This window comes from Streptomyces sp. NPDC059743, assembly GCF_042732975.1.
Lineage (GTDB): Bacteria > Actinomycetota > Actinomycetes > Streptomycetales > Streptomycetaceae > Streptomyces.
The window spans coordinates 446,310-465,614 of the sequence record NZ_JBHWGS010000003.1; the positions used below are offsets into that span (position 1 = coordinate 446,310).

Annotated in this window: 20 protein-coding genes; 6 read left to right on the plus strand and 14 right to left on the minus strand. The window is 70.2% G+C overall.

Annotation, left to right across the window (positions count from 1 at the left end; genetic code table 11):
* Positions 1-415 precede the first annotated feature (415 nt).
* Positions 416-928, plus strand: a complete 513-nt coding sequence (locus ACFV6H_RS07715; protein WP_385539563.1) for a hypothetical protein — start codon at positions 416-418, stop codon at positions 926-928.
* Between the two features lie 74 nt (positions 929-1,002).
* On the opposite strand, the gene ACFV6H_RS07720 is transcribed toward ACFV6H_RS07715, so the two are convergent.
* From ACFV6H_RS07720 to ACFV6H_RS07740, 5 genes are all read right to left on the minus strand, one after another.
* Positions 1,003-1,917 carry a LysR family transcriptional regulator gene (locus tag ACFV6H_RS07720; RefSeq protein ID WP_385539565.1) on the minus strand — a complete coding sequence of 305 codons (915 nt, stop codon included), beginning with the start codon at positions 1,915-1,917 and terminating at the stop codon, positions 1,003-1,005.
* Positions 1,918-2,037: 120 nt separating this feature from the next.
* A complete protein-coding gene (locus tag ACFV6H_RS07725) occupies positions 2,038-3,237 on the minus strand; it encodes a glycine C-acetyltransferase (protein ID WP_384791416.1) in 1,200 nt (399 codons plus the stop codon).
* A gap of 225 nt (positions 3,238-3,462) precedes the next feature.
* On the minus strand, positions 3,463-4,494 hold the full coding sequence (tdh, locus tag ACFV6H_RS07730) for an L-threonine 3-dehydrogenase (RefSeq protein ID WP_385539568.1): 1,032 nt from the start codon (positions 4,492-4,494) through the stop codon (positions 3,463-3,465).
* Positions 4,495-4,663: 169 nt separating this feature from the next.
* Positions 4,664-5,878: a hypothetical protein gene (locus ACFV6H_RS07735; RefSeq protein ID WP_385539570.1), complete on the minus strand. Its 1,215-nt coding sequence runs from the start codon at positions 5,876-5,878 to the stop codon at positions 4,664-4,666.
* The gene (locus ACFV6H_RS07740; protein ID WP_384975232.1) at positions 5,875-6,792 is read right to left on the minus strand and encodes a phosphatase PAP2 family protein; all 918 of its coding nucleotides are present in this window, start codon (positions 6,790-6,792) and stop codon (positions 5,875-5,877) included. Before ACFV6H_RS07740 ends, ACFV6H_RS07735 begins: the two co-directional genes overlap by 4 nt.
* Before the next feature lie 199 nt (positions 6,793-6,991).
* Here ACFV6H_RS07740 and ACFV6H_RS07745 point away from each other — a divergent pair, with 199 nt between their 5' ends.
* Entirely contained in the window at positions 6,992-7,591 is a 600-nt protein-coding gene (locus ACFV6H_RS07745; protein ID WP_384975233.1) for a TetR/AcrR family transcriptional regulator, read from the plus strand.
* A gap of 520 nt (positions 7,592-8,111) precedes the next feature.
* A complete protein-coding gene (locus tag ACFV6H_RS07750) occupies positions 8,112-9,212 on the plus strand; it encodes a hypothetical protein (RefSeq protein WP_385539573.1) in 1,101 nt (366 codons plus the stop codon).
* 142 nt (positions 9,213-9,354) lie between these two features.
* Here the strand turns inward: ACFV6H_RS07750 and ACFV6H_RS07755 are convergent, their stop codons facing one another.
* The 8 genes from ACFV6H_RS07755 to ACFV6H_RS07790 all read right to left on the minus strand — a co-directional run bounded on the left by ACFV6H_RS07755 (position 9,355) and on the right by ACFV6H_RS07790 (position 16,181).
* The gene (locus ACFV6H_RS07755; RefSeq protein ID WP_385539575.1) at positions 9,355-10,860 is read right to left on the minus strand and encodes a cytochrome P450; all 1,506 of its coding nucleotides are present in this window, start codon (positions 10,858-10,860) and stop codon (positions 9,355-9,357) included.
* Positions 10,861-10,994: 134 nt separating this feature from the next.
* Positions 10,995-11,621, minus strand: a complete 627-nt coding sequence (locus ACFV6H_RS07760; protein ID WP_385539577.1) for an ATP/GTP-binding protein — start codon at positions 11,619-11,621, stop codon at positions 10,995-10,997.
* On the minus strand, positions 11,602-11,976 hold the full coding sequence (locus tag ACFV6H_RS07765; protein ID WP_385539579.1) for a DUF742 domain-containing protein: 375 nt from the start codon (positions 11,974-11,976) through the stop codon (positions 11,602-11,604). Before ACFV6H_RS07765 ends, ACFV6H_RS07760 begins: the two co-directional genes overlap by 20 nt.
* A complete protein-coding gene (locus tag ACFV6H_RS07770) occupies positions 11,973-12,389 on the minus strand; it encodes a roadblock/LC7 domain-containing protein (protein ID WP_093592176.1) in 417 nt (138 codons plus the stop codon). The genes ACFV6H_RS07765 and ACFV6H_RS07770 overlap by 4 nt, the downstream gene beginning before the upstream one ends.
* Positions 12,386-14,065 (minus strand): sensor histidine kinase, encoded by a 1,680-nt coding sequence (locus tag ACFV6H_RS07775; protein ID WP_385539582.1) that lies wholly within the window; start codon positions 14,063-14,065, stop codon positions 12,386-12,388. The genes ACFV6H_RS07770 and ACFV6H_RS07775 overlap by 4 nt, the downstream gene beginning before the upstream one ends.
* A gap of 345 nt (positions 14,066-14,410) precedes the next feature.
* The gene (locus tag ACFV6H_RS07780) at positions 14,411-14,809 is read right to left on the minus strand and encodes a roadblock/LC7 domain-containing protein (protein WP_384975237.1); all 399 of its coding nucleotides are present in this window, start codon (positions 14,807-14,809) and stop codon (positions 14,411-14,413) included.
* A gap of 137 nt (positions 14,810-14,946) precedes the next feature.
* Entirely contained in the window at positions 14,947-15,825 is an 879-nt protein-coding gene (locus ACFV6H_RS07785) for a hypothetical protein (protein WP_385539584.1), read from the minus strand.
* Entirely contained in the window at positions 15,822-16,181 is a 360-nt protein-coding gene (locus ACFV6H_RS07790; protein WP_384791388.1) for a hypothetical protein, read from the minus strand. The genes ACFV6H_RS07785 and ACFV6H_RS07790 overlap by 4 nt, the downstream gene beginning before the upstream one ends.
* A gap of 169 nt (positions 16,182-16,350) precedes the next feature.
* Between ACFV6H_RS07790 and ACFV6H_RS07795 the strand changes: the two genes are divergently transcribed.
* Positions 16,351-16,716 (plus strand): hypothetical protein, encoded by a 366-nt coding sequence (locus ACFV6H_RS07795; protein WP_384791385.1) that lies wholly within the window; start codon positions 16,351-16,353, stop codon positions 16,714-16,716.
* A gap of 121 nt (positions 16,717-16,837) precedes the next feature.
* Positions 16,838-17,749 (plus strand): helix-turn-helix transcriptional regulator, encoded by a 912-nt coding sequence (locus tag ACFV6H_RS07800; RefSeq protein ID WP_385539587.1) that lies wholly within the window; start codon positions 16,838-16,840, stop codon positions 17,747-17,749.
* 84 nt (positions 17,750-17,833) lie between these two features.
* Here the strand turns inward: ACFV6H_RS07800 and ACFV6H_RS07805 are convergent, their stop codons facing one another.
* Positions 17,834-17,998: a hypothetical protein gene (locus ACFV6H_RS07805; RefSeq protein ID WP_385539589.1), complete on the minus strand. Its 165-nt coding sequence runs from the start codon at positions 17,996-17,998 to the stop codon at positions 17,834-17,836.
* 145 nt (positions 17,999-18,143) lie between these two features.
* On the opposite strand from ACFV6H_RS07805, the gene ACFV6H_RS07810 reads away from it, so the two are divergent.
* Positions 18,144-19,298, plus strand: coding sequence for a D-alanyl-D-alanine carboxypeptidase family protein (locus ACFV6H_RS07810; protein WP_385539591.1), 1,155 nt, complete (start codon positions 18,144-18,146; stop codon positions 19,296-19,298).
* Positions 19,299-19,305 lie beyond the last annotated feature (7 nt).

A 19,305-nucleotide genomic window follows, 5' to 3' on the forward strand; every position in this document is an offset into this window, starting at 1 on the left:
ACCTCACGGAGTACGCCGTGGAGCCGCCGGAGGATCCCCGGGACCGATTAGATCTGTCTCTGGTGCGTCTGGGCTCCGAGCGGGAGATCATCTGCGGCTGCGACGGCGGCAGGATCATCTGTCCCGAGTGCTCGGGAGAGAAGCGGCGGCCCTGCCCGCCGGCGGTGGTCTGTCCCGACTGCGCGGGCGTCGTCCCGTGCACCCACTGCGAGGAAACCGGAAAACGCAGGCGCCGCGCCGGCGCCAAGCAGCCGCCCGTACGGCGTACGTCGGGACAGCGGACCACCGCTCAGCAGGGCAGCACCGCACAGCAGCGGCCGGTCGGTCCCGACGCCGCCGGTACGAGGACCGTCTGCGCGTTCTGTAAGCAGCCTGATGTGGCCTGCGCGGGATGCGAGGGCTGGGGCGAGATCAGATGCGACCTCTGCGGAGGAAAGGGAAGAACCGACTGCAAGGAGTGCAGGCGTCCGGGCGGATCACCCACGAGCAGTGCGGCGGAGAGGGCAGCGTCACACGGTGGCGTGCGGCCCGTATCCAGCAGACTCCGCACCGCGACTCCCTGGAACTGCCCGAACGCGACTGGCCCGCCCGTGTCCGCGCGCGGCTGAACCGCGACGCCGTCTGGGAGCCGCTCGACACGGGACAGGGCGAGAAGGTGCCGGACGGAGTGGACCGTGTCCACCGGGCCCGGATCACCCAGCGCCTCGCGCACCAGCCACATGAGATCAAGCGGGACGTGTCGGTCCGGACTCTGCGGCTCGCGCGCGTGGAGCTGGTGAACGACCCGCACCGGGTCTTCTATGTCTTCCCGGGAAAGACGGAGCCGCAGGTAGTGCGACTCCCGTCACGGCAGTGGGTCCAGCGGGCGTCCGGGATCGCGGCGGGAGTGGTGGCGCTGCTGGTCCTGGTGCTGGTGCTGCTGAACTGAGCGGCGCCGGGGGCCGGGCGCGGTGGGCCGGTACGTGTTCAGCCGATACGTGTCTGTCAGCCGGTAGGGGCCGGTCAGCCGGTGGGGCGGGCGGCTGCGGCCTGGGCCAGGGCGTCCAGGACCGGGCGGATCAGCGGATGGTCCTCCGCGCCACGGCGTACGGCGGCGAAGACTCTGCGGGTCGCGGCCGGGCCGGACACCGGGCGTACGACCGTGCCCTTCAGCTCCATCCCGCGCAGCGCCGAACGCGGGACGAGGGCCACCCCGGCGCCCGCTCCAGCGAGTGCGACGACCGCGCGGAAGTCGTCCGAGGAGTGCGCGAGGCGCGGCTCGAAGCCGGCCAGTTCACAGGCGAGCTGTATGACGTCATGGCAAGGGTTGCCCGGGTAGGGACCGATCCATTCGCTGTCGGCGAGCGAGGCGAGCGAGACCTCGGCGCTCAGGGCGAGAGGATGCGCGGCGGGCAGGACCGCGTCGAACGGCTCGGCGTACAGCGGCACCCGGGAGAGCCGCAGATCGTCCTCGCGCGGCGCGCCGCGGTACTCGACCGCGACCGCCAGATCCGCCTGTCCGTCCAGCACCATGGGCAGGCTCTCGTCGCCCTCGGCGTCCCGTACGCGCACCCGGATGTCCGGATACGGTCCGGCCAGGAGCTGAAGGGCAGGAGCCAGTACCTCCGCGATACCGGTGGCGAACGCCACGACCGTCACCTCGCCGGCCGAGCCGCCCGCGTACGCCGCGAGTTCCGCCTCGGCCCGTTCGAGCTGAGCGAGCACCGCGTGCGCATGACCGAGCAGAATCTCACCGGCCGCCGTCAGCCGTACGCCTCTGCCGCTGCGGGTCAGCAGCGCGTGCCCGGTCTCCTGCTCCAGCACGGCGAGCTGCTGGGAGACGGCCGAGGGAGTCAGATACAGCGCGGCAGCCGCGGCGGTAACCGTACGGTGGTCCGCCACGGCCCGCAGTATCCGCAGCCGCCGTGCATCAATCACCGTGCCATCCTGCCAGGTGGGACCGGCCCCGGGCACCTGTCGGCCGGGCCGCGGTACGGCGCCGGCCGAGCAGTGCCTCGCATACGGCGTCGGCCGTAGGAACGCCCGGCGCGCGCTGCGTCAACTCGTCCCGCGCATCGCCTCCCGCGCATCGATGAACGCCGCCACCGCGCGCTCCACGTCCGCCGTGGAGTGCGCCGCCGAGAGCTGGACCCTGATCCGGGCCCGGTCCATCGGTACAACCGGGTACGAGAAACCGATCACATAGACGCCGCGCTCCAGCAGCAGTTCCGCCATCCGGCCCGCCTCCGCCGCGTCGCCGATCATGACCGGAGCGATGGCGTGGTCACCGGGCAGGATCTCGAAGCCCGCCTCGGTCATCTTCGTACGGAAGAGCGCGGTGTTGGCGTTCAGCCGGTCCCGCAGTTCGCCCGCGCTCTCCAGCAGGTCCAGGACCTTGACCGACGCGGCGGCGATGACCGGAGCGAGCGAGTTGGAGAAGAGATACGGACGTGAGCGCTGCCGCAGCAGGGCGACGATCTCGGCGCGCGCCGCGACATAGCCACCGGAGGCGCCGCCCAGGGCCTTGCCCAGCGTGCCGGTGAGAATGTCGACACGGTCCATCACGCCGTGCAGTTCCGGGGTGCCGCGACCGCCAGGACCGACAAAGCCGACCGCGTGCGAGTCATCGACCATGACCATCGCGTCGTACCGGTCGGCCAGATCGCAGATCTCGGCGAGCGGCGCGACATACCCGTCCATCGAGAACACGCCGTCCGTGACGATCAGCCGCCGACGCGCGTCCTGCGACTCCTTGAGCCTGGTCTCCAGCTCGCCGAGGTCACGGTTGGCATAGCGGAGGCGACGGGCCTTGGAGAGCCGGATGCCGTCGATGATGCTGGCGTGGTTGAGGGCGTCGGAGATGACCGCGTCCTCCGCGCCGAGCAGAGTCTCGAAGACACCGCCGTTGGCGTCGAAGCAGGAGGAGTAGAGGATCGTGTCCTCCTGGCCGAGGAACGCGGAGAGGCGCTGCTCCAGCTCCTTGTGGATCTCCTGCGTACCGCAGATGAAGCGTACGGAGGCCATTCCGTACCCCCATCGGTCGAGCGCGTCCTTGGCGGCGGCGACGACCTCGGGATGATCGGCGAGGCCGAGGTAGTTGTTGGCGCAGAAGTTGAGGACCTCACCGTCGCCGCCGCCCGCGGTGACGGCGACCGAGGCGCTCTGCGGGGTGGAGATCACGCGCTCGGGCTTGAAGAGACCGGCGTCGCGGATCTCACCGAGGGTGGCGGACAGTTCGTCCCGTACGGACGCGTACATAGAGAAGGCTCCTTCTGCTTTCTTCTTTGGGGGCACCGAACGTCTCTTTTGGGGGCACCGAACGTCCCGGCTGCGCACGGCCGCCGGCGAGTGAGCCGAAGGGCGCGCCGCTGTCGAAAGGGAGACCGCGCGGAGGCCCCGAGGTACGAGGGGTCGAGCACGGTCGACCGTCGACAGTGGCATAAAGCGCCCGGAGGCGAACCGAGCCCTCAAAAAAAGGGGGGGTCAGGTCCAGTCGAGGATGATTTTGCCGCTGCGTGCGGTGGACGCCTCGTCGAACGCGGCGTCGAAGTCCTGGTAGCGGTAGCTGCCCGTGATGACCGGCGTCAGATCCAGCCCGCCTTCGAGCAGGACCGTCATCGCGTACCACGTCTCGAACATCTCACGGCCGTAGATGCCCTTGATCGTGATCATGGATGTGACGATCTTCGACCAGTCGACGGCGAACTCCTGCGCGGGCAGGCCCAGCATGGCGATCCGGCCGCCGTGCGTCATGTTGTCGATCATGTCGCGCAGGGCCTCCGCGCGGCCGGACATCTCCAGGCCGATGTCGAAGCCCTCCTTGAGGCCGAGCTGTCGCTGCGCGTCCGCGATTCCGGTGCCGGGAGCGGAGACATCGAGGGCGAGCGTGGCGCCGGCCTTGCGGGCCAGGGCGAGGCGGTGCGGGCTGACGTCGGTGATCACGACATTGCGCGCGCCCGCGTGCCGGGCGACGGCCGCGGCCATGATGCCGATCGGGCCCGCGCCGGTGATCAGTACGTCCTCGCCGACGAGCGGGAAGGAGAGCGCGGTGTGCACGGCGTTGCCGAAGGGATCGAAGATCGCGGCGACATCGAGAGGCACCTCCGCGCGGTGCACCCAGACATTGGCGGCGGGAAGGGCGACATACTCGGCGAACGCGCCGTCGCGGCCGACGCCGAGTCCGACCGTACTGCGGCAGAGATGTCTGCGGCCCGCGAGACAGTTGCGGCACTTGCCGCAGACGAGATGGCCCTCGCCGCTGACGAGATCGCCCACGGCGATGTCCTGTACGTCCGCGCCGACGGCGGCGACCTCGCCGACGAACTCGTGGCCGAGGACCCTGGGCGTGGTGACGGCCTGTCTGGCCCAGCCGTCCCAGGACCGGATGTGCAGATCGGTACCGCAGATACCGGTACGGAGCACCTTGATCAGTACGTCACCGGGCCCGGTCTCCGGTTCCGGCACATCCATGAGCCAGAGCCCCGGCTCGGCCTTCTGTTTCACAAGTGCCTTCATGGGCGGCGGCTCCCGGCGTGATGGTGCTGTTCGGTGACCAGTGATCCGTATCGGCGACAGGCGACCCGACCGGTCGTCGATGATCACTGTTCGGTGGTCGGACACCAATCTGCCGATCACCGGCCGTACAGTCCATCGAGGATTTCTTAAGCGGCCCGACAGCGCAGCTTCACGGCTCGGCTCGGCAGCGTCTTCGGCGCCGCCGAGCGCGTGGTTCGGGTCCGGGAGTCCCGCCGTCAACGGGCCCATGAGGGCTGGGGATTTGCACGACGAAGCCGCCCGGGAAGAACATCATGGGAGGCGGCACGGCCAGGAAGGTGGCCACCGGCTCGGCCGACCGGGTGAGGGCACTGTCCGGCGCGGGCATCGCGGGCATCGCGGGCATGACGGGCGCGATCCGTTCGCCGGAAGCGGTCTGTTCACCGGAAGCCGTCAGCGCGGCGGGCCCGGACGCCGGCTCCGGCTCCGACTCCGGCTCCCGCTTCGACACCGGCGCCGTCTCCATCAGCAGCCGTGCCGCCGGCGTATGCGTCAGCAGTACGACTCCGCGCGCCGCGACCACCGCGCCGACGAGCGCCGCGGCGATGCCCAACGCGCCGCCCTGGAGGCGTTCGCCCAGCAGTGTCAGCCCTATGACCGCCGCGCCGACCGGATTCGCCAAGGTCAGCACCGCGAGCGGAGCGCCCAGGCCGCCGTGGTAGGCGGTCTGGGAGAGCAGCAGACCGCCGACCGCGAAGCCCGCGACCAGCACCGCCACGATCATCACCTGCCACAGCACCAGCCCGTCCCCACCCGATCCCGGACCGCCCGGCATGCTGCCTCCGGCGGCGGCGACCGTGATCGTCTGGGTGAGGGCGGAGGCGACGCCCGAGGCTATGCCCGAGGCCGCCGCGTGCGGAAGGCCGGGCCGGGCTCCCGGCCTGGCCAGCAGTGCGACCAGCGTCAGCGCCACGCCCCCCACGCCGAGGGCCTCCGCCAAGCTGAGCGACTCGTTCGGCTCCGTGCCCGTGCCCGCCGCCGTCAGCAGGATCGCCGCGAGGCCGACGAGCGTGAACGCCGTGCCTCGCCACTCCTCCCGGCTGACCTGCCGCCCGGCGCGGCGCGCGCCCAGCGGTACGGCCGCGACCAGCGTGAGCGCGCCCAGCGGCTGGACCACGGTGAGCGGCCCGTACGCCAGGGCCACCACATGCAGCAGCCCGCCGCTCGCGTTCAGCCCGACCGCCCACCACCAGGCGCCGCTGCCGAGCAGGGCGCGCAGTCCGGCCTTCGGTGCGGTACGGGCGGCGAGCCGCTCCTGGGCGACGGCCGCGGCGGCGTACGCGACGGCGGAGAGCAGCGCGAGTGTGACGGCGACCACCGTCGCACCGCTCATCGGGCTGCTCACGGCGCCGTTCCCGACGCGGCCAGCGGGACACCGGACATCCGCGCCGGCGCCGGTGCCGGCGCTGGTTGGATTTCCTTCGCCGCTCCCGGCCACCCGTCCGCCGCCGTGCCCTGGACGCCCGGACCGGACCGTACGCCGTGGCCGGACCGTACGCCAGGACCGGACCGTACGATCCGGGAGCCGCGACGCCGGCCCGGCGCCCGTACGCACACCAGCACGACGGTCAGCAGCGCGACGGCCACGACCGCGTCGAGCCAGTAGTGATTGGCGGTGCCTATGACCACGAACAGCGTCGTCAGCGGATGGACCAGCCAGAGCCAGCGCCATCGGGAGCGGGTGGCGGCGATGAGACCGACCGCGACCATCACCGCCCAGCCGACATGGAGCGAGGGCATCGCCGCGAACTGGTTCGCCATGGAGTCGGTGGCGGGCGCCGCGCTGTAGGCCGTCGGCCCGTACACCCGGCCCGTGTCCACCAGACCGGTCGCGGTGAGCAGCCTCGGCGGCGCGAGCGGCATCAGCACATGCAGGACGAGCGCGGCACCGGTGAGCGTGGCGAGCACCCGGCGGGCCCAGACGTAGTGGCCCGGGCTGCGCCAGTAGAGCCAGCAGAGGAAGAGCAGCGTCGCCGGGAAGTGCACCACCGTGTAGTAGGTGTTCGCCCACTGGACGAGCGTGCCGCCATGGAGCAGCACGCTCTGGACGGTGCCCTCGTCCGGGAGCCGGAGCGTGCGCTCCCAGTCCCAGACCCGGTGGGCGTTGCGGAACGCCTCGGCGGTGTGGCCGGTGGCGGCCTGCCTGCCGAATTTGTAGACGAGGAAGAGTCCGGCGACGAGCAGCAGTTCGCGTACGAGGGGCGGTCGGGCGGGAGTGTCCTGCTCCCGTTCGGCGGGCCCAGTGCGGGCGTGTATCACCCGACCCCCTTGCAAGGACAGCACGTCGCGCATGACGGCGTGGTGGTGCGGCGACGCGGTGAGGACCACGCCCTATCGATACGCCAGTGTACCGATACGGATTCGTATCGGTACACTGGCGTATCGGAACCCTCGGAAAGGCAGCGGAAAGGCGGTCCGAGGGCGGGAATTGGACGCGGGAACGGGACAGGGAGAGACGATGAAACCGCAGCGCCGCTCCAAGATCACACCGGAACGGGAGCTGGAGTTCTACGAGGCCGCTCTGGATCTGCTCAGGGAGAGCGGTTACGAGGCGCTGACCATGGAGGGCGTCGCCGCGCGCTCACGCTGCGGCAAGTCCACGCTCTACCGTCAGTGGCGCACCAAGCCGCAGCTCGTCGCCGCCGCGCTCCGTGGCACGAGCTGTGTGAGACTCGCGGACATCGACACCGGCACCCTGGCGGGTGATCTCCGGATGGCGGTCTGCACGGCGGCGACCGGCGCGGGACGCGACACCGCGCTGCTGCACGCGCTCAGCCATGCCGCGCTCCAGAATCCGGAGCTGCTGCGGGCCCTGCGCGAGGCCGTCATCGAACCGGAGGTCGAGGCGATCGAGACGATGGTCCGCCGCGCCGTGGAGCGCGGTGAGATCGCGGCGGACAATCCCGCGAACGAGTTCGTGGCCGCCCAGCTCATCGGTGTCGTGCGCGCACGGCCGATGCTGGCCGGCCGGAACGCGGACGAGCCGTATCTCATCCGCTTCCTGGAGGCCGCGGTCTTTCCCGTGCTCGGGCTGGAGGTCACCACCTCGCCCGCATGAACGGCGGACCGTCGCCCGAACGGATGACGACGGTCGGCCCGCGCCGCACCGTGGGGACGGGGGCGGCGCGACTCCCGGTCCGGTGGGCCCCTCACTCGCTGAGGGGCCCACCGGCATATGGGTCCGCGCGACGCCCACGCAACGCCCGCGCGACGCCCACGCGGGCAGTCGAGCCCGTCGGGCCGTACATCCGTCTCATACCGGCCGTCTCCTGCCGACCCCGCGCAATGGCGTACCGGGAACGATCCGGACATGTCCGCGTCCCATACAAGCCGTTACGGGAGCACTTCCCGGCCGGCGGGACTTTCACCACGTCGGCGGCGCCCGCCCGCCGACGGCCGATCCGAGTTGATCGACTCAGCTCACGAGCCGTCAATTCCGGCCAGCCGGTGGCCAGTTGCATAGTTGTTGACGATCCGACATGGGCATATACGCTCCTCCCGAACGCCACCACGCCATGTCCGTACGTCGTTTCTCCGCACGTCACTTTTCCGCCCCTCGCCGTACCAGGAGGCCGATCATGACCTGTGTCTCGGATGTTTCGAGCGTCTCGGAACAGCGCTTGGTCCAGCAGCTTCCGGCCGTACCGTTCTACTGCCCGGTCCCGCCCGCCCGGCATCCGTCGGTGGAGGCGCTCAACGACCGGACCGTACGGTGGATGCTCAAACAGCGGCTCGACAGCGACGAACATCAGCTCAAACGCCTCGCCGTCTGCGACTTCGGCGGTCTGACGGCCTCGACGATGCCGTACGGAGAGCTCGGACCGCTCACCCTCATGGCCAAGTTCCACGCCGTGCTCTTCTCGCTGGACGACGGTGTGTGCGACGAGTCCGAGGCCACGGCGGATCTGCTCGCCCAGGAGACCTCACGGATCATGCGCGCCGTGGAGGCGCCGACGGCACAGGGACCGCGTGACTCGCCGCACACGGCGGCGCTGCGGCGGCTGCGGCTGGAGGCGGAACGGTTCGCGTCACCGCGCCAGTTGCGTCGGCTGACGGAGGCGATGCGTGTCTACACCTCGGGCCTGGTGTGGGAGGCGTCCTGGCGCCGCAATCCCGAACTGCCCTCGCTGGACGACTACATCACCCTGTGGATGCGCGCCATCGGGATGGCGCCCTCCACGGCGATGATCGAGGTCGTCGGCGGCTTCTCGGTGGCCGACGAGGATATGCAGGATCCACGGATACGCGCGCTCACCGAGATCACCTGGACGCTGGTGAGCTGGGACAACGATCTCTACTCACGGAACAAGGAGCTGCTGCGGGCCGGTGACAATCTCAATCTGATCGATGTCCTCTGCCAGGAGGAGGGACTCGACCCACGGCGTGCGCTCGTCCGTGTGGTGGCGATGCGGGACCGGGTGATGGTGCTGTTCGAGCGGCTGGCCGCGCAGGTGCTGAAGGAGGCGGACAGCGATCTGCGCCGGTACATCAAGGGACTCGGCCAGTTCGTCCGCGGCCATCTCGACTGGGCGTCGATCTGTCCTCGCTACTCCGTGCCGTCGGGACCGAAGGCGGCGCCCGGCGGCTGGTGGAAGCAGCGGCCCGCCGACGACAGCCAGGAGCCGCTGCCGATCCCCACGATCTCCTGGTGGTGGGATCAACTGGACCCGGCGTACTGACCGTACGGCTCGCACCGGTCCGTACGGTCAGTAGCGCCGGCCGTACGGCAGCGACACCGCCGTACGGGTCTGTGTGACGGACCGGGCCTTAGCTGAGCGCCTTAGCTGAGGCCTTAGCTGACGGTCCGTCAGATATGATCGGTCAGTGTCCGCGCCACCAGCGGATCACCGCTCGCCAGGCGCGCCGCGGCGCGTTGGCCGGAGCCTGCTCCGGACGGATCGCGGCGGTGGCCGGGACCTCCTGCGGCACCTCCGCCTGCTGCGACTGCGACTGCGATTGCAGCAGCGGCTGAGGTTCGGAGACCGGGACCGGCCTGGGCGAGTCCACCTGCCACTGCGGACGCCGGGCGCTGGGCGTCGCGTTCGGCGGACCGGTGACATCCTGCGGCGGCCGAGGAGCGAATGTCACGGGCAGTTCGAGCAACTGACGGGACATCAGCGCCGCCGAGTAGCGCAACTCGCGCTCCTCCACGGCGAGCTGGAGATCGGGCAGCCGCAGCAGCAGCGCGTCGATCCCGGTGTCGGCGATGGCGCGTCCGATGTCCTGGCCCGGGCACTCGTGCGGGCCGCCGCTGAAGGCGAGATGCGCGCGGTTGCCCTGCATGGAGGCGGTGGGATCGGGACGTACCACCGGGTCCGCGTTGGCCGCCGCGATACCGACGATCAGCGCGTCGCCCGCCTTGATGCGCTTGCCGCCCAGCTCGGTGTCGCCGACCGCCCAGCGGCCGAAGATCGTGGTGAACGGAGGCTCGTCCCAGAGCGTCTGCTCGACCGCCTCCGGCAGCGTCATATGGCCACCGCTCAGCCGCGCCCGGAAGCGTGGATCGGTGAGCACCATACGGAGCACATTGGCGAGGAGATTGGCGGTGGTCTCGTAGGCTGCGATGAGCACCAGCCGCAGATGCTGGCCGACCTCGTCGTCGGTGAGCCCGGCCGGATGCTCCGTCAGCCAGGTGGCGAAGTCCTCCTCGGGAGTGTCGCGCCGGCGGGCCACGAGCCTGCGCAGCACGGCCATCACATACTCGTTGCTCTCGTTGGCTGTCTCGGTGCCCTTGATCATGTCGCGAGCGGCCTGCACCAGGCGCTCGTTGTACTCCTCGGGCATACCGAGGATCTGCGCCATCACCATCATCGGCAGATGCTCGGCGAAGCGGCTGACCAGGTCGGCCCTGCCGTCCTGGCAGAACTCGTTGACCAGCCGGTTGCTGTAGCGGTTGATATGGCGGCGGACACCACGGTGGTCGATACGGGCGATCGAGTCGGTGACCGCGCCGCGCAGCCGCTCGTGCTCCGCGCCGTCGGCGAAGACACAGATGGGCTGCCAGGTGAAGACCGGCGCCAGCGGATGGCCGGGAGGCGCGGTGCCGTCGTGCTGGGCGCGCCAGCGCCGTGAGTCCCGGGAGAACTGCGACGGCGTACGCGTCATATGGAGATTCTCGCTGTGCCCGAGGACGAGCCAGGCCGGTACATCGCCATGGAGCAGTACGGGCGCGACGGAACCGTGTTCGGCGCGCAGCTTCTCGTACAGACCCATGGGATCGTTCTCGGCCTCGGGCCCGTACAGCCGGCGCAGACCATGGGCCGGGCAGCCGGGCGGCGGCGCCTGGTGGCCGTCGGTTCCGGACGGATGGGAAAAAGGCGTGGTCACGGGCGTTCACTCCAGGGAGCGGGCAGAAAGGGATACGGGTACGGGGACGTGCCGGACCGGGCCCGGCAGGTCAGGTCAGGTCAGGTCAGGTCAGGTCAGGTCAGGTCAGGTCAGGGCACTGCGGCGCGCCTCGGTCAGTCCGCGGGCATCGCCAGCGCGTGCAGATAGCGCATCAGTGTCAGCAGGGCATCGCGGCAGGAGGCCCGCTGCCGTGCGTCGCAGTCGACCATCGGGACCTCGTCGGGCAGGTCCAGTGCCTTCCGCAGCGCTTCGACGGGATGGTGCGGCGCGTCGGGAAAGGTGTTGACGGCGACGACGAACGGTACGCCGCGCTCCTCCAGCCGTCCGATCACATCGAAGCTCACTTCGAGACGGCGCGTGTCCACCAGCACCACGGCTCCCAGGGCGCCTTCGAAGAGGCCGTTCCAGAGGAACCAGAACCGCTCCTGGCCCGGAGTGCCGAAGAGATAGAGCACGAGCCGCTCGGTGATGCTGATCCGGCCGAAGTCCATGGCGACGGTGGTGGCGGTCTTGCTCTCGACACCCGAGTTGTCGTCCACGCCGACGCCGGCCTGCGTCATGGTCTCCTCGGTGGTGAGCGGGCGGATCTCGCTGACCGAGCCCACCATCGTCGTCTTGCCGACGCCGAAGCCGCCCACGATCACGATCTTCACCGCGGAGGTGGCCGTGGTGGGCAGGAGGTCCTCGCTCCTGGGGCCCGTGATCGTGGCCGCGGTCGCTTCACAGTCTCTGGAGTCCATGCATCACCGCTTCGAGAAGGGACCGGTCGGGAAGCGCCGCGCGGACGACGGGCGCCCGCGACTCGACCAGTCCGGCCGCGAGGAGTTCGGTCAGCAGCGCGGTCACCACGCTGAACGGGAGAGTGAGATAGGCCGACAGCTCGGCCACGGACAGCGGTGCCCGGCAGAGCCGCAGAATGGCGGCCTGTTCCGGCTGCACCGTCGGTGACGGTTCGTCACGTGCCACGATCATGGTGACGAGATCGAGCGATGCGCGTTCGGCGCCGTCCGGTCCTCCGGTGATCACATACAGCCGTTCCGGGTCCCCCACATCCGCCTCGGGGTTTCTGCGTTCCCGCTGAGGAGGCGTACTCATCCGGCCTGCCCGTCGTGTCCCTCGTGGCGCGGCGGACTGGTGAGATGGGCGCCGATACGGACGACCATGTCCCTCATCCGGGCGCCCACCAGGCCCGCGTCGACCGTCTCGTCCGCGAGCACCGCGAGATACGCGCCCTCGCCGGCCTCCATCAGATAGAAGAAGCCGCCGCCGACCTCGATGACGACGAGCCGCATCCGTCCGTCGCTGTGCGGGATCTCGGCGGCGACGGCGGCGGCCAGGCTCTGGAGTCCCGCGCAGGCCGCGGCGAGCCGGTCGGCGACATCCGGGTCGCCGCCGTGCCGGGCGATCCGGAGGCCGTCCGCGGAGAGCACCACGATCTGCTGGATCTGCGGTACTCCGTCGGCCAGTTCCTTGAGCATCCAGTCCAAATTGGCCCGCTGCTGGATCACTTCAGCTCTCCCTTGCCCCGCACGTCATCGGATTCGCCACGGTCGCCGGGCCCGGCCGGCGCGTCTCCCGCTGCGGCGGGAGGCTCCTGCGGAATGCCGTTGACCGCCTTGGTGAACGCTTCGAGCCAGACGCCGGGCCCGGGTTCGCCGCCTGGCCCGGAGGCACCGCTCTGCCCGTTGCTCCCGTTGCTCCCGTTGCTCCCGTTGCTCCTGGGCGCCGGGCTGTGGCCCGAGTTACGGTCCGGGCCGCGACCCGGGTCGCGTCCCGGGCTGCGGAGGCCGAGATTGTGGGAGCCGAGCGGTGCGCGGCCACGGCTGCGCCGCTGCGGCAGCCCGTTCTCCGTCCACTCCGTCACCACCGGAATGTCGTCCTCCGTGGCCGACGCGACCGGCGGGAGCGGCGCGGACCGCTGTGGTCCGGTGACCGGCCTCGGCACCCGCTTCTCCGGGCGCAGCATGTCCTTGGTGGGCAGATCGACGGAGCTGCCACGAGGCCCGGCGGTGGCGCCGATGCCATGGGCGATACCGGGCGCGGGCCCGGTGGTGACGACATCGCGCGGCACGATGAGTACGGCCCGGACACCGCCGTACGCCGACTGCCGCAGCGAGACCTGCAAGTTGTACATCTGGCAGAGCCGGCCGACGACGGCCATACCGAGCCTGGGCGTCTCACCGAGGTCGTTGAGGTCGATCCCGGCCTGGGCCTGGGCGAGCATCCGTTCGGCCCTGGCGCGTGCCTCCTCGCTCAGACTGACACCGCCGTCCTCGATCTCGATCGCGATTCCCGTCTGCACCTCCACCGCGGTGACATGGACACGAGTCTGCGGCGGTGAGTAGCGGGTGGCGTTGTCGAGGAGTTCGGCACAGGCGTGGATGAGCGGTTCGACGGCCGTGCCGATGATGGCAACCTTCGCGATGGAGTGCAGATCGACCCGCTGGTACTCCAGGATCCGGGACATCGCTCCGCGCAGCACGCTGAACAGCGGTACGGGCCTGGGCCATTGGCGGCCGGGACGGGCCTTGCCGAGCACGGCGATACTGTCCGCGAGCCGGCCGATCAGCGCGGTGCCGTGGTCGATACGCAGCAGATCGTCGAAGACATCGGGATTGCGGCCGTGGTGCTCCTCCATCTCCCGCAGCTCGCTTGCCTGTTGGTGCACGATCGCCTGGACGCGGCGGGCGATGTTGACGAAGGAGCGCTGCGCGGAGTCGCGCATGGCCTCCTCGTCGTCCACGATCTGGAGTACGGAGCGGAGCAAGGAGCGCTGCGCGGACGGGAGTTCGCGGTACCGCTCGTCGCCGTCCACGACCGCGCGCATCACCTCCGCGGGTGACTCGCCCTGGCGGAGCCGGTGGATCGCGGCGGGCATCAGCTCCTTGCCCAGCCGTACGGTCTCCTCGTCGTGCTCCGCGAGCCGCCGCTCCAGCATCGTGAGCCGGTGGGCGTAGTGCTCATGGAGTGCGCCGATGGTCCTGCGGCGCCGGGACAGTCCGACCGCGCACCAGCTGACCAGGACCGTGGCGGCCGTCCCGTACAGCACGAGCGGCAGCCGCGCGGTGTCCGCGGACAGGACCACCACGACGGCCGTCGCCGCCGCCATCAGGGCCGCGGGAAGCAGCAACGCGCGGACGGCGGGAGCCGCTTGATCATTCGGGGGTGCTTCGAGACGAACCATGTAAGCCCTCTGGCGGTCGATTCAGATCGGGTCATTCGCACGTGTACTTCACATGGCGAACATATGCCTGATTACGTGTCAACTCGGCGCGCTCCGCGAGAGCTTAGCCCGATCGGATAAGAGCCTCGGCATATTCCCGTAACCGCCTGCACGCGCCACCGCCTCGGGCATAGACTCGCGCGTTTACACGCTGCGCTCCGTCGGGCGCACAGCGAGTAATGGCTTCGGTGCGTGCTTCGCGCGGGCTTCCGTGCGTGCTTCGTGCGTGCTTCCGTACGGGAACGACAGCGGGGCCGTCCCCCGTAGGGAACGGCCCCGGCTCTCGGATCACTCTTCTCGACAGGATCAGGCAGGCACATCTCCTTCGAGAAGGCCCGCCAACTCCTCGGCTATCGCCGGAGTCTCCCGCTGGAGCGCGGCGACATCGAGTCCCTCGTCGCCCAGGATCGACAGCAGGGCCCGCTCCCCCACCGACAGGACGACGACATGACCGCCGCCACAGCGGACGACCACATCACGCAGCGCGCCCGTACCGGCCTGCTCCGCCATACGCGCGCCGAGCCCCAGCGTCGCCGCCGCCAGCGCGGCGACGGCTTCCGGCTGGGCCGTGTCCGTATCGGCGGCCACCAGCAGCCCGTCGGTGGTGGAGAGGACGCTCTCGGACACTCCCATCACCTTCTCCCGCAGCGACGCCAGGACATCAACGAGTGAGGCAAGTGAAGTGACGGACGGACCTGCATACATGGTGTGCGCTCCTTGATGACGTTCCGGCTGGGTCCTGCCGAGGTGCTGCCAAGGTCCTGCCGAGGGATACCGCACGGAGGCTCCGGGTTCTCAACTCCGCACAACTCACTCAAACATGGGCAAGTACGGTTGCGTTGTCAGGAATCTAAGCCATCGGAATGCCCGGATTCCCCTGAACGACGGGCGACGGCGGTACGTCGTGGCAGTGCGCCCGGTGGTGTCCGGGCCGTGGTGGTCACGCGCTGCCCGCCGGGAAGGATGCGTGGCGCGGTGCTCGGGCGGTCGGCCGGGAGCCCGTTCTCCCACTGGACGAGCTCAAGACCGTTCATACGGATCAGGTCCACCATGACTCCGAACAGGCCGCGCCCCAGAGTGAACGCGAGATCCCGTGGCGTACGGCGGCCGTTGGCGATGGCGAGCAGGGCCTGATAGCGACCGGTGAGCTGGCCCGCCACCCGGTCCGCGCGGGCCGAGGGCCGCATCCTCGCCCTGGCGAGATCGACGGGCGAACCCCACAGCCGGGAAACGAGCGCCAGCCGGCGCGTCGTCTCCTCCGCGACGGTCCGCGGCTCGATGCCGCGCGGAGCGAGAACGGCCGGCGCGACCGCGCCCACCTCCCAGCCCTCGGGCCGGGCCAGGGACATCGCGAACGCGCCCTCGAAAACCGTTGCCACACAGAGTATTTCCAGTTCGGCGGCGCCGATCAGGCCCTGCCCGACCAGTGCCGCCGCATGATCGTCCCCATGCCGGACGGCGGTCAGCCCGGCCGCCCAGCCCTCGTCGTCGATACGGCCCGACTTCAGCAGGACGGACTCGGCCGACGGCGTTCCCGGCGTCTCGATCGCACCGATCAGCCCGTCCCGCAGATGGATCGTGCCGCCCGGCGACGCGGAGACCGTCACCGTGCCGCTGAATCCCTCCCGTTGGAGCCGCAGCAGCAGCGCGGGAACATTCCGGGGCGGCGCGCCCTCCTGTGGCGAACCGTGGCCGTCGAGGCCGTCCGGGCCGCCGGTCATGCCAGCACTCCCGCCGCGTGACCGTCGAGCTGCCGCATCGCCAGCGCGAGATTGGTACGGCCGCGGTCCAGCGCGGCGACCAGAAGCAGTGGATCGCCGGTGCGCCGTACGGACTGGATCACGTGGTAGCGGCGCGCGGTCGTCACGATCACGCTCTCCAGTTCGCTCCCGGCTCCGGCCTGTCCCACCCGGTCGGTGATCACGGCCACCAGCTCGGCCGTCCCCACGCCGTCCCCGGTCTCCAGCGCGTCTCCGACCACGCAGTAGGTGAGCCCGGTGACCGCGTCCACCAGAGCGGCTCCCGTGACACCGGGAGTCCCCAGAAGCCGGGAAAGGGACGCTTCGATCGCTGACACGTGTACCCCTTCATTTTGAGCCACATCCATCAGTATCCTAGACCGCAACTTGCGCTTTAGTGACCGATCTTGACGCCTTTGATCCCTTGGCTTTCCGCCAAGGACGGGCGACCGCCGTCTGCTTGAAGAACCTGAAGAACTCGAAGAACTTGAGGAAAAGGACCACGCCATGAACCTGGAAACCGCGCTCAAAGAGGCCATGACCATCGACGGCGCCCTCGGCGTGGCACTGGTCGACTACGAGAGCGGTATGTCGCTCGGCACCCTGGGCGGAGGCCGTGGCCTCGATCTGGAGGTCGCCGCAGCGGGCAACACCGAGGTGGTACGCGCGAAGGCGCGCACCCTCGCCACACTGGACATGGACGATGCCGTCGAGGACATCCTGATCACTCTCGGCAAGCAGTACCACCTGATCCGCCCGCTCGCCGCCAGCCGCGGCTCGCTCTTCCTGTACATCGCGCTCGACCGCGCCCGCGCGAACCTGGCGCTGGCCCGCCATGGCCTCAAGCGGATCGAGACAGCTCTGGACATCTGACGCTCGCCTCGGGCGCTCCTCTCGGGTGCTCACCTCGGGCGCTCTCTTCAGGCGCTCTCCTCGGAAAGACCGGGCGCAGCGCTGTCGGGCGAGGGCCGACAGGCGCGCTGATACTGACCGTATGACCCGACACGGAGAGCTGGGCACGGCTCTGCAGCGCTGGCGTGAACGCATCGCACCGGCCGAGGCCGGGCTGCCCGCGGGCGGGAACCGCGAGGCGGGCGGGCTGCGGCACGAGGAGCTGGCCCGGCTCACCGGACTGTCGGTGGACTATCTGGTGCGGCTGGAGGAAGGGCGGGCCACCTCGCCCTCCGTCCAGGTCCTCACCTCGCTGGCGCGCGCCCTGCGGCTGTCGGAGGACGAGCGCAGACATCTTTTCCTGCTCGCCGGACAGTCACCACCAGGTCTCGGACGCGTTCCGGAGGCCGTGCCGCCCAGCGTGCGGCGGCTGCTCGGCCGGCTCACGGGAACTCCGGTCGGTGTCCATGACGCGGCCTGGAATCTGATCACCTGGAATCCGCTCTGGGCCGCGCTCCTCGGGAACCCGTCGGCGCTCCCCGGGCGCGATCGCAATGCCGTCTGGCAGCACTTCAGAGGTCTGCCCACCAGAATCAGCCAGACCGAGGAGCAGGAGGCGCGGTTCGAGGCGGCCCTCGTCGCCGATCTCAGAGCCGCCACGGTGCACTACCCCACCGATGTACGGCTGCGGTTTCTGATCGGCGAGCTACGGCGCGTCAGCGGCCGGTTCGCCGGACTGTGGAACTCCCGTATCGCCGGTTTCCATGACACGGGCATCAGGACCGTCCACCATCCCGATGTCGGACAGCTGACGCTGGACTGCGACACGCTCACCGTTCCGGGATGCGATCTCCGAATCTCGGCCTACTCCGCCGCGCCCGGGACCGCCGCCGCGGACAAGCTCAGGCTGCTCGATGTGATCGGCACCGAGCGGATGCCCGACCGGGCTCCCGATCCGGCGTGGCACCCCGGGCAGGACCCGGCGTCACCCGATCGGGTGCCTGGAGGTCGTTGAACGCTCATCGGTGTTCGGGCACCGGCCGAGGGCGGGGATACGGCCGGTCGGCTCATGCGGCGATGCGCCGGGCGCGGTCCGTTCCTACCGTGGCGGAATGATCACCAGATCCGTGACGCGCTCCGCGTTCTCCGCGACGGTGGCCTTCGCCACCGGTTTGCTGGTCCTTTCGCCCGCGCCCGCACCGGCCGTCGCGGATTCCCGAACCGAACCCTCCGTACGGGCCGAAGGCCTGCCGGGCGCCGCCACAGCCTCCGCGTCTCCAGCGTCCTCAGCCTCTCCAGCGTCTCCCCCCGCGTCACGGGCCTCCTCTTCCCCGTCTCCCACCGCGTCCTCAGCGTCTCCCGCGTCTCCTTCGCCACGCCGCTCGCCGCGTCCCTCGAAGCGCTCTTCGGTGGTCCCCGCCGCTCCGGCCGCTCCCGCGGGCGCCGTCGAAGGCACTCTGTACCGCTCGGGCACACAGGTGCGGCCCAAGCGCGGCACTCCGGCGCCGCCCAATGTCTCCGCGCTGTCCTGGCTGGTCGCCGATGCCCGTACGGGTGATGTGCTCGCCGGGCACGAGGCACACCGTCCGCTGCCTCCGGCCAGCACCCTGAAGACACTGTTCGCCGTCACCGCCCTGCCTCATCTCCCCAAGGACGGCGAACACGAGGTCACCGAGGCCGAGCTGGACGATGTCGGCGAGGGCAGCAGTGAGGTGGGCGTCGTCGCGGGCGAGACGTACGCGGTGGAGGACCTGTGGCGAGGTGTCTTCCTCAGCTCGGGCAATGACGCGGTGCACGCGCTCGCCGAGATGAACGGCGGCTGGGAGGCGACGGTCAAGCAGATGCGGGTGAAGGCGAAGCTGCTGGGCGCGTACGACACCCATGTGGTGTCCCCGGACGGCTATGACGCCGACGGGCAGGTGTCCTCCGCGTTCGATCTGGCGGTCTTCGGCCGTACGGGCCTGACGCTGCCCGAGTTCGTCGAGTACAGCTCGACCGTCGACGCCCAATTCCCGGGCTACGGAAGCACTTTCGGCATCGTCAACACCAACCGGCTGCTCACCGGCGAGGACGGTGTCGAGGAGTATCCAGGGCTGATCGGTATCAAGAACGGCTACACCTCGGAGGCCGGCTACACCCTGATCGCGGCGGCCAAGCGCGGCGGCCGGACCATTCTGGTCACCGTCATGAACCCGCAGTGGGGCGGCGTGCACGAGGTCTACGAGGAGGCCAGATCGCTGCTGGACTGGGGCTTCCGCGCGGTGGGCCGGGTAACTCCCGTGGGCTCGCTCAACCCGCCGCCCGCGCCGCTGCCGCCGAGGCTGCCGATGAAGGACGGTCCTGTTCCCGGTCCGGTCGCGAGGGCGCTCGCCGCCGCCGCGGCACCGGTCCCGACGCCCGAGCCGTCACCGAAGCCGGCGGCGGCCCACGCCGCGCCCGCGCGTGCGGCCGAGGAGGAGCCCGGGTACGGGTACTTCATGCCCGTGCTCTTCATCGGCTCGGCCTGTCTCGCGGCCGTCGCGCTCTACTTCCTGCGCCGTGTGACCCGGCGCCGGGCGCTGTGAGGGCGGA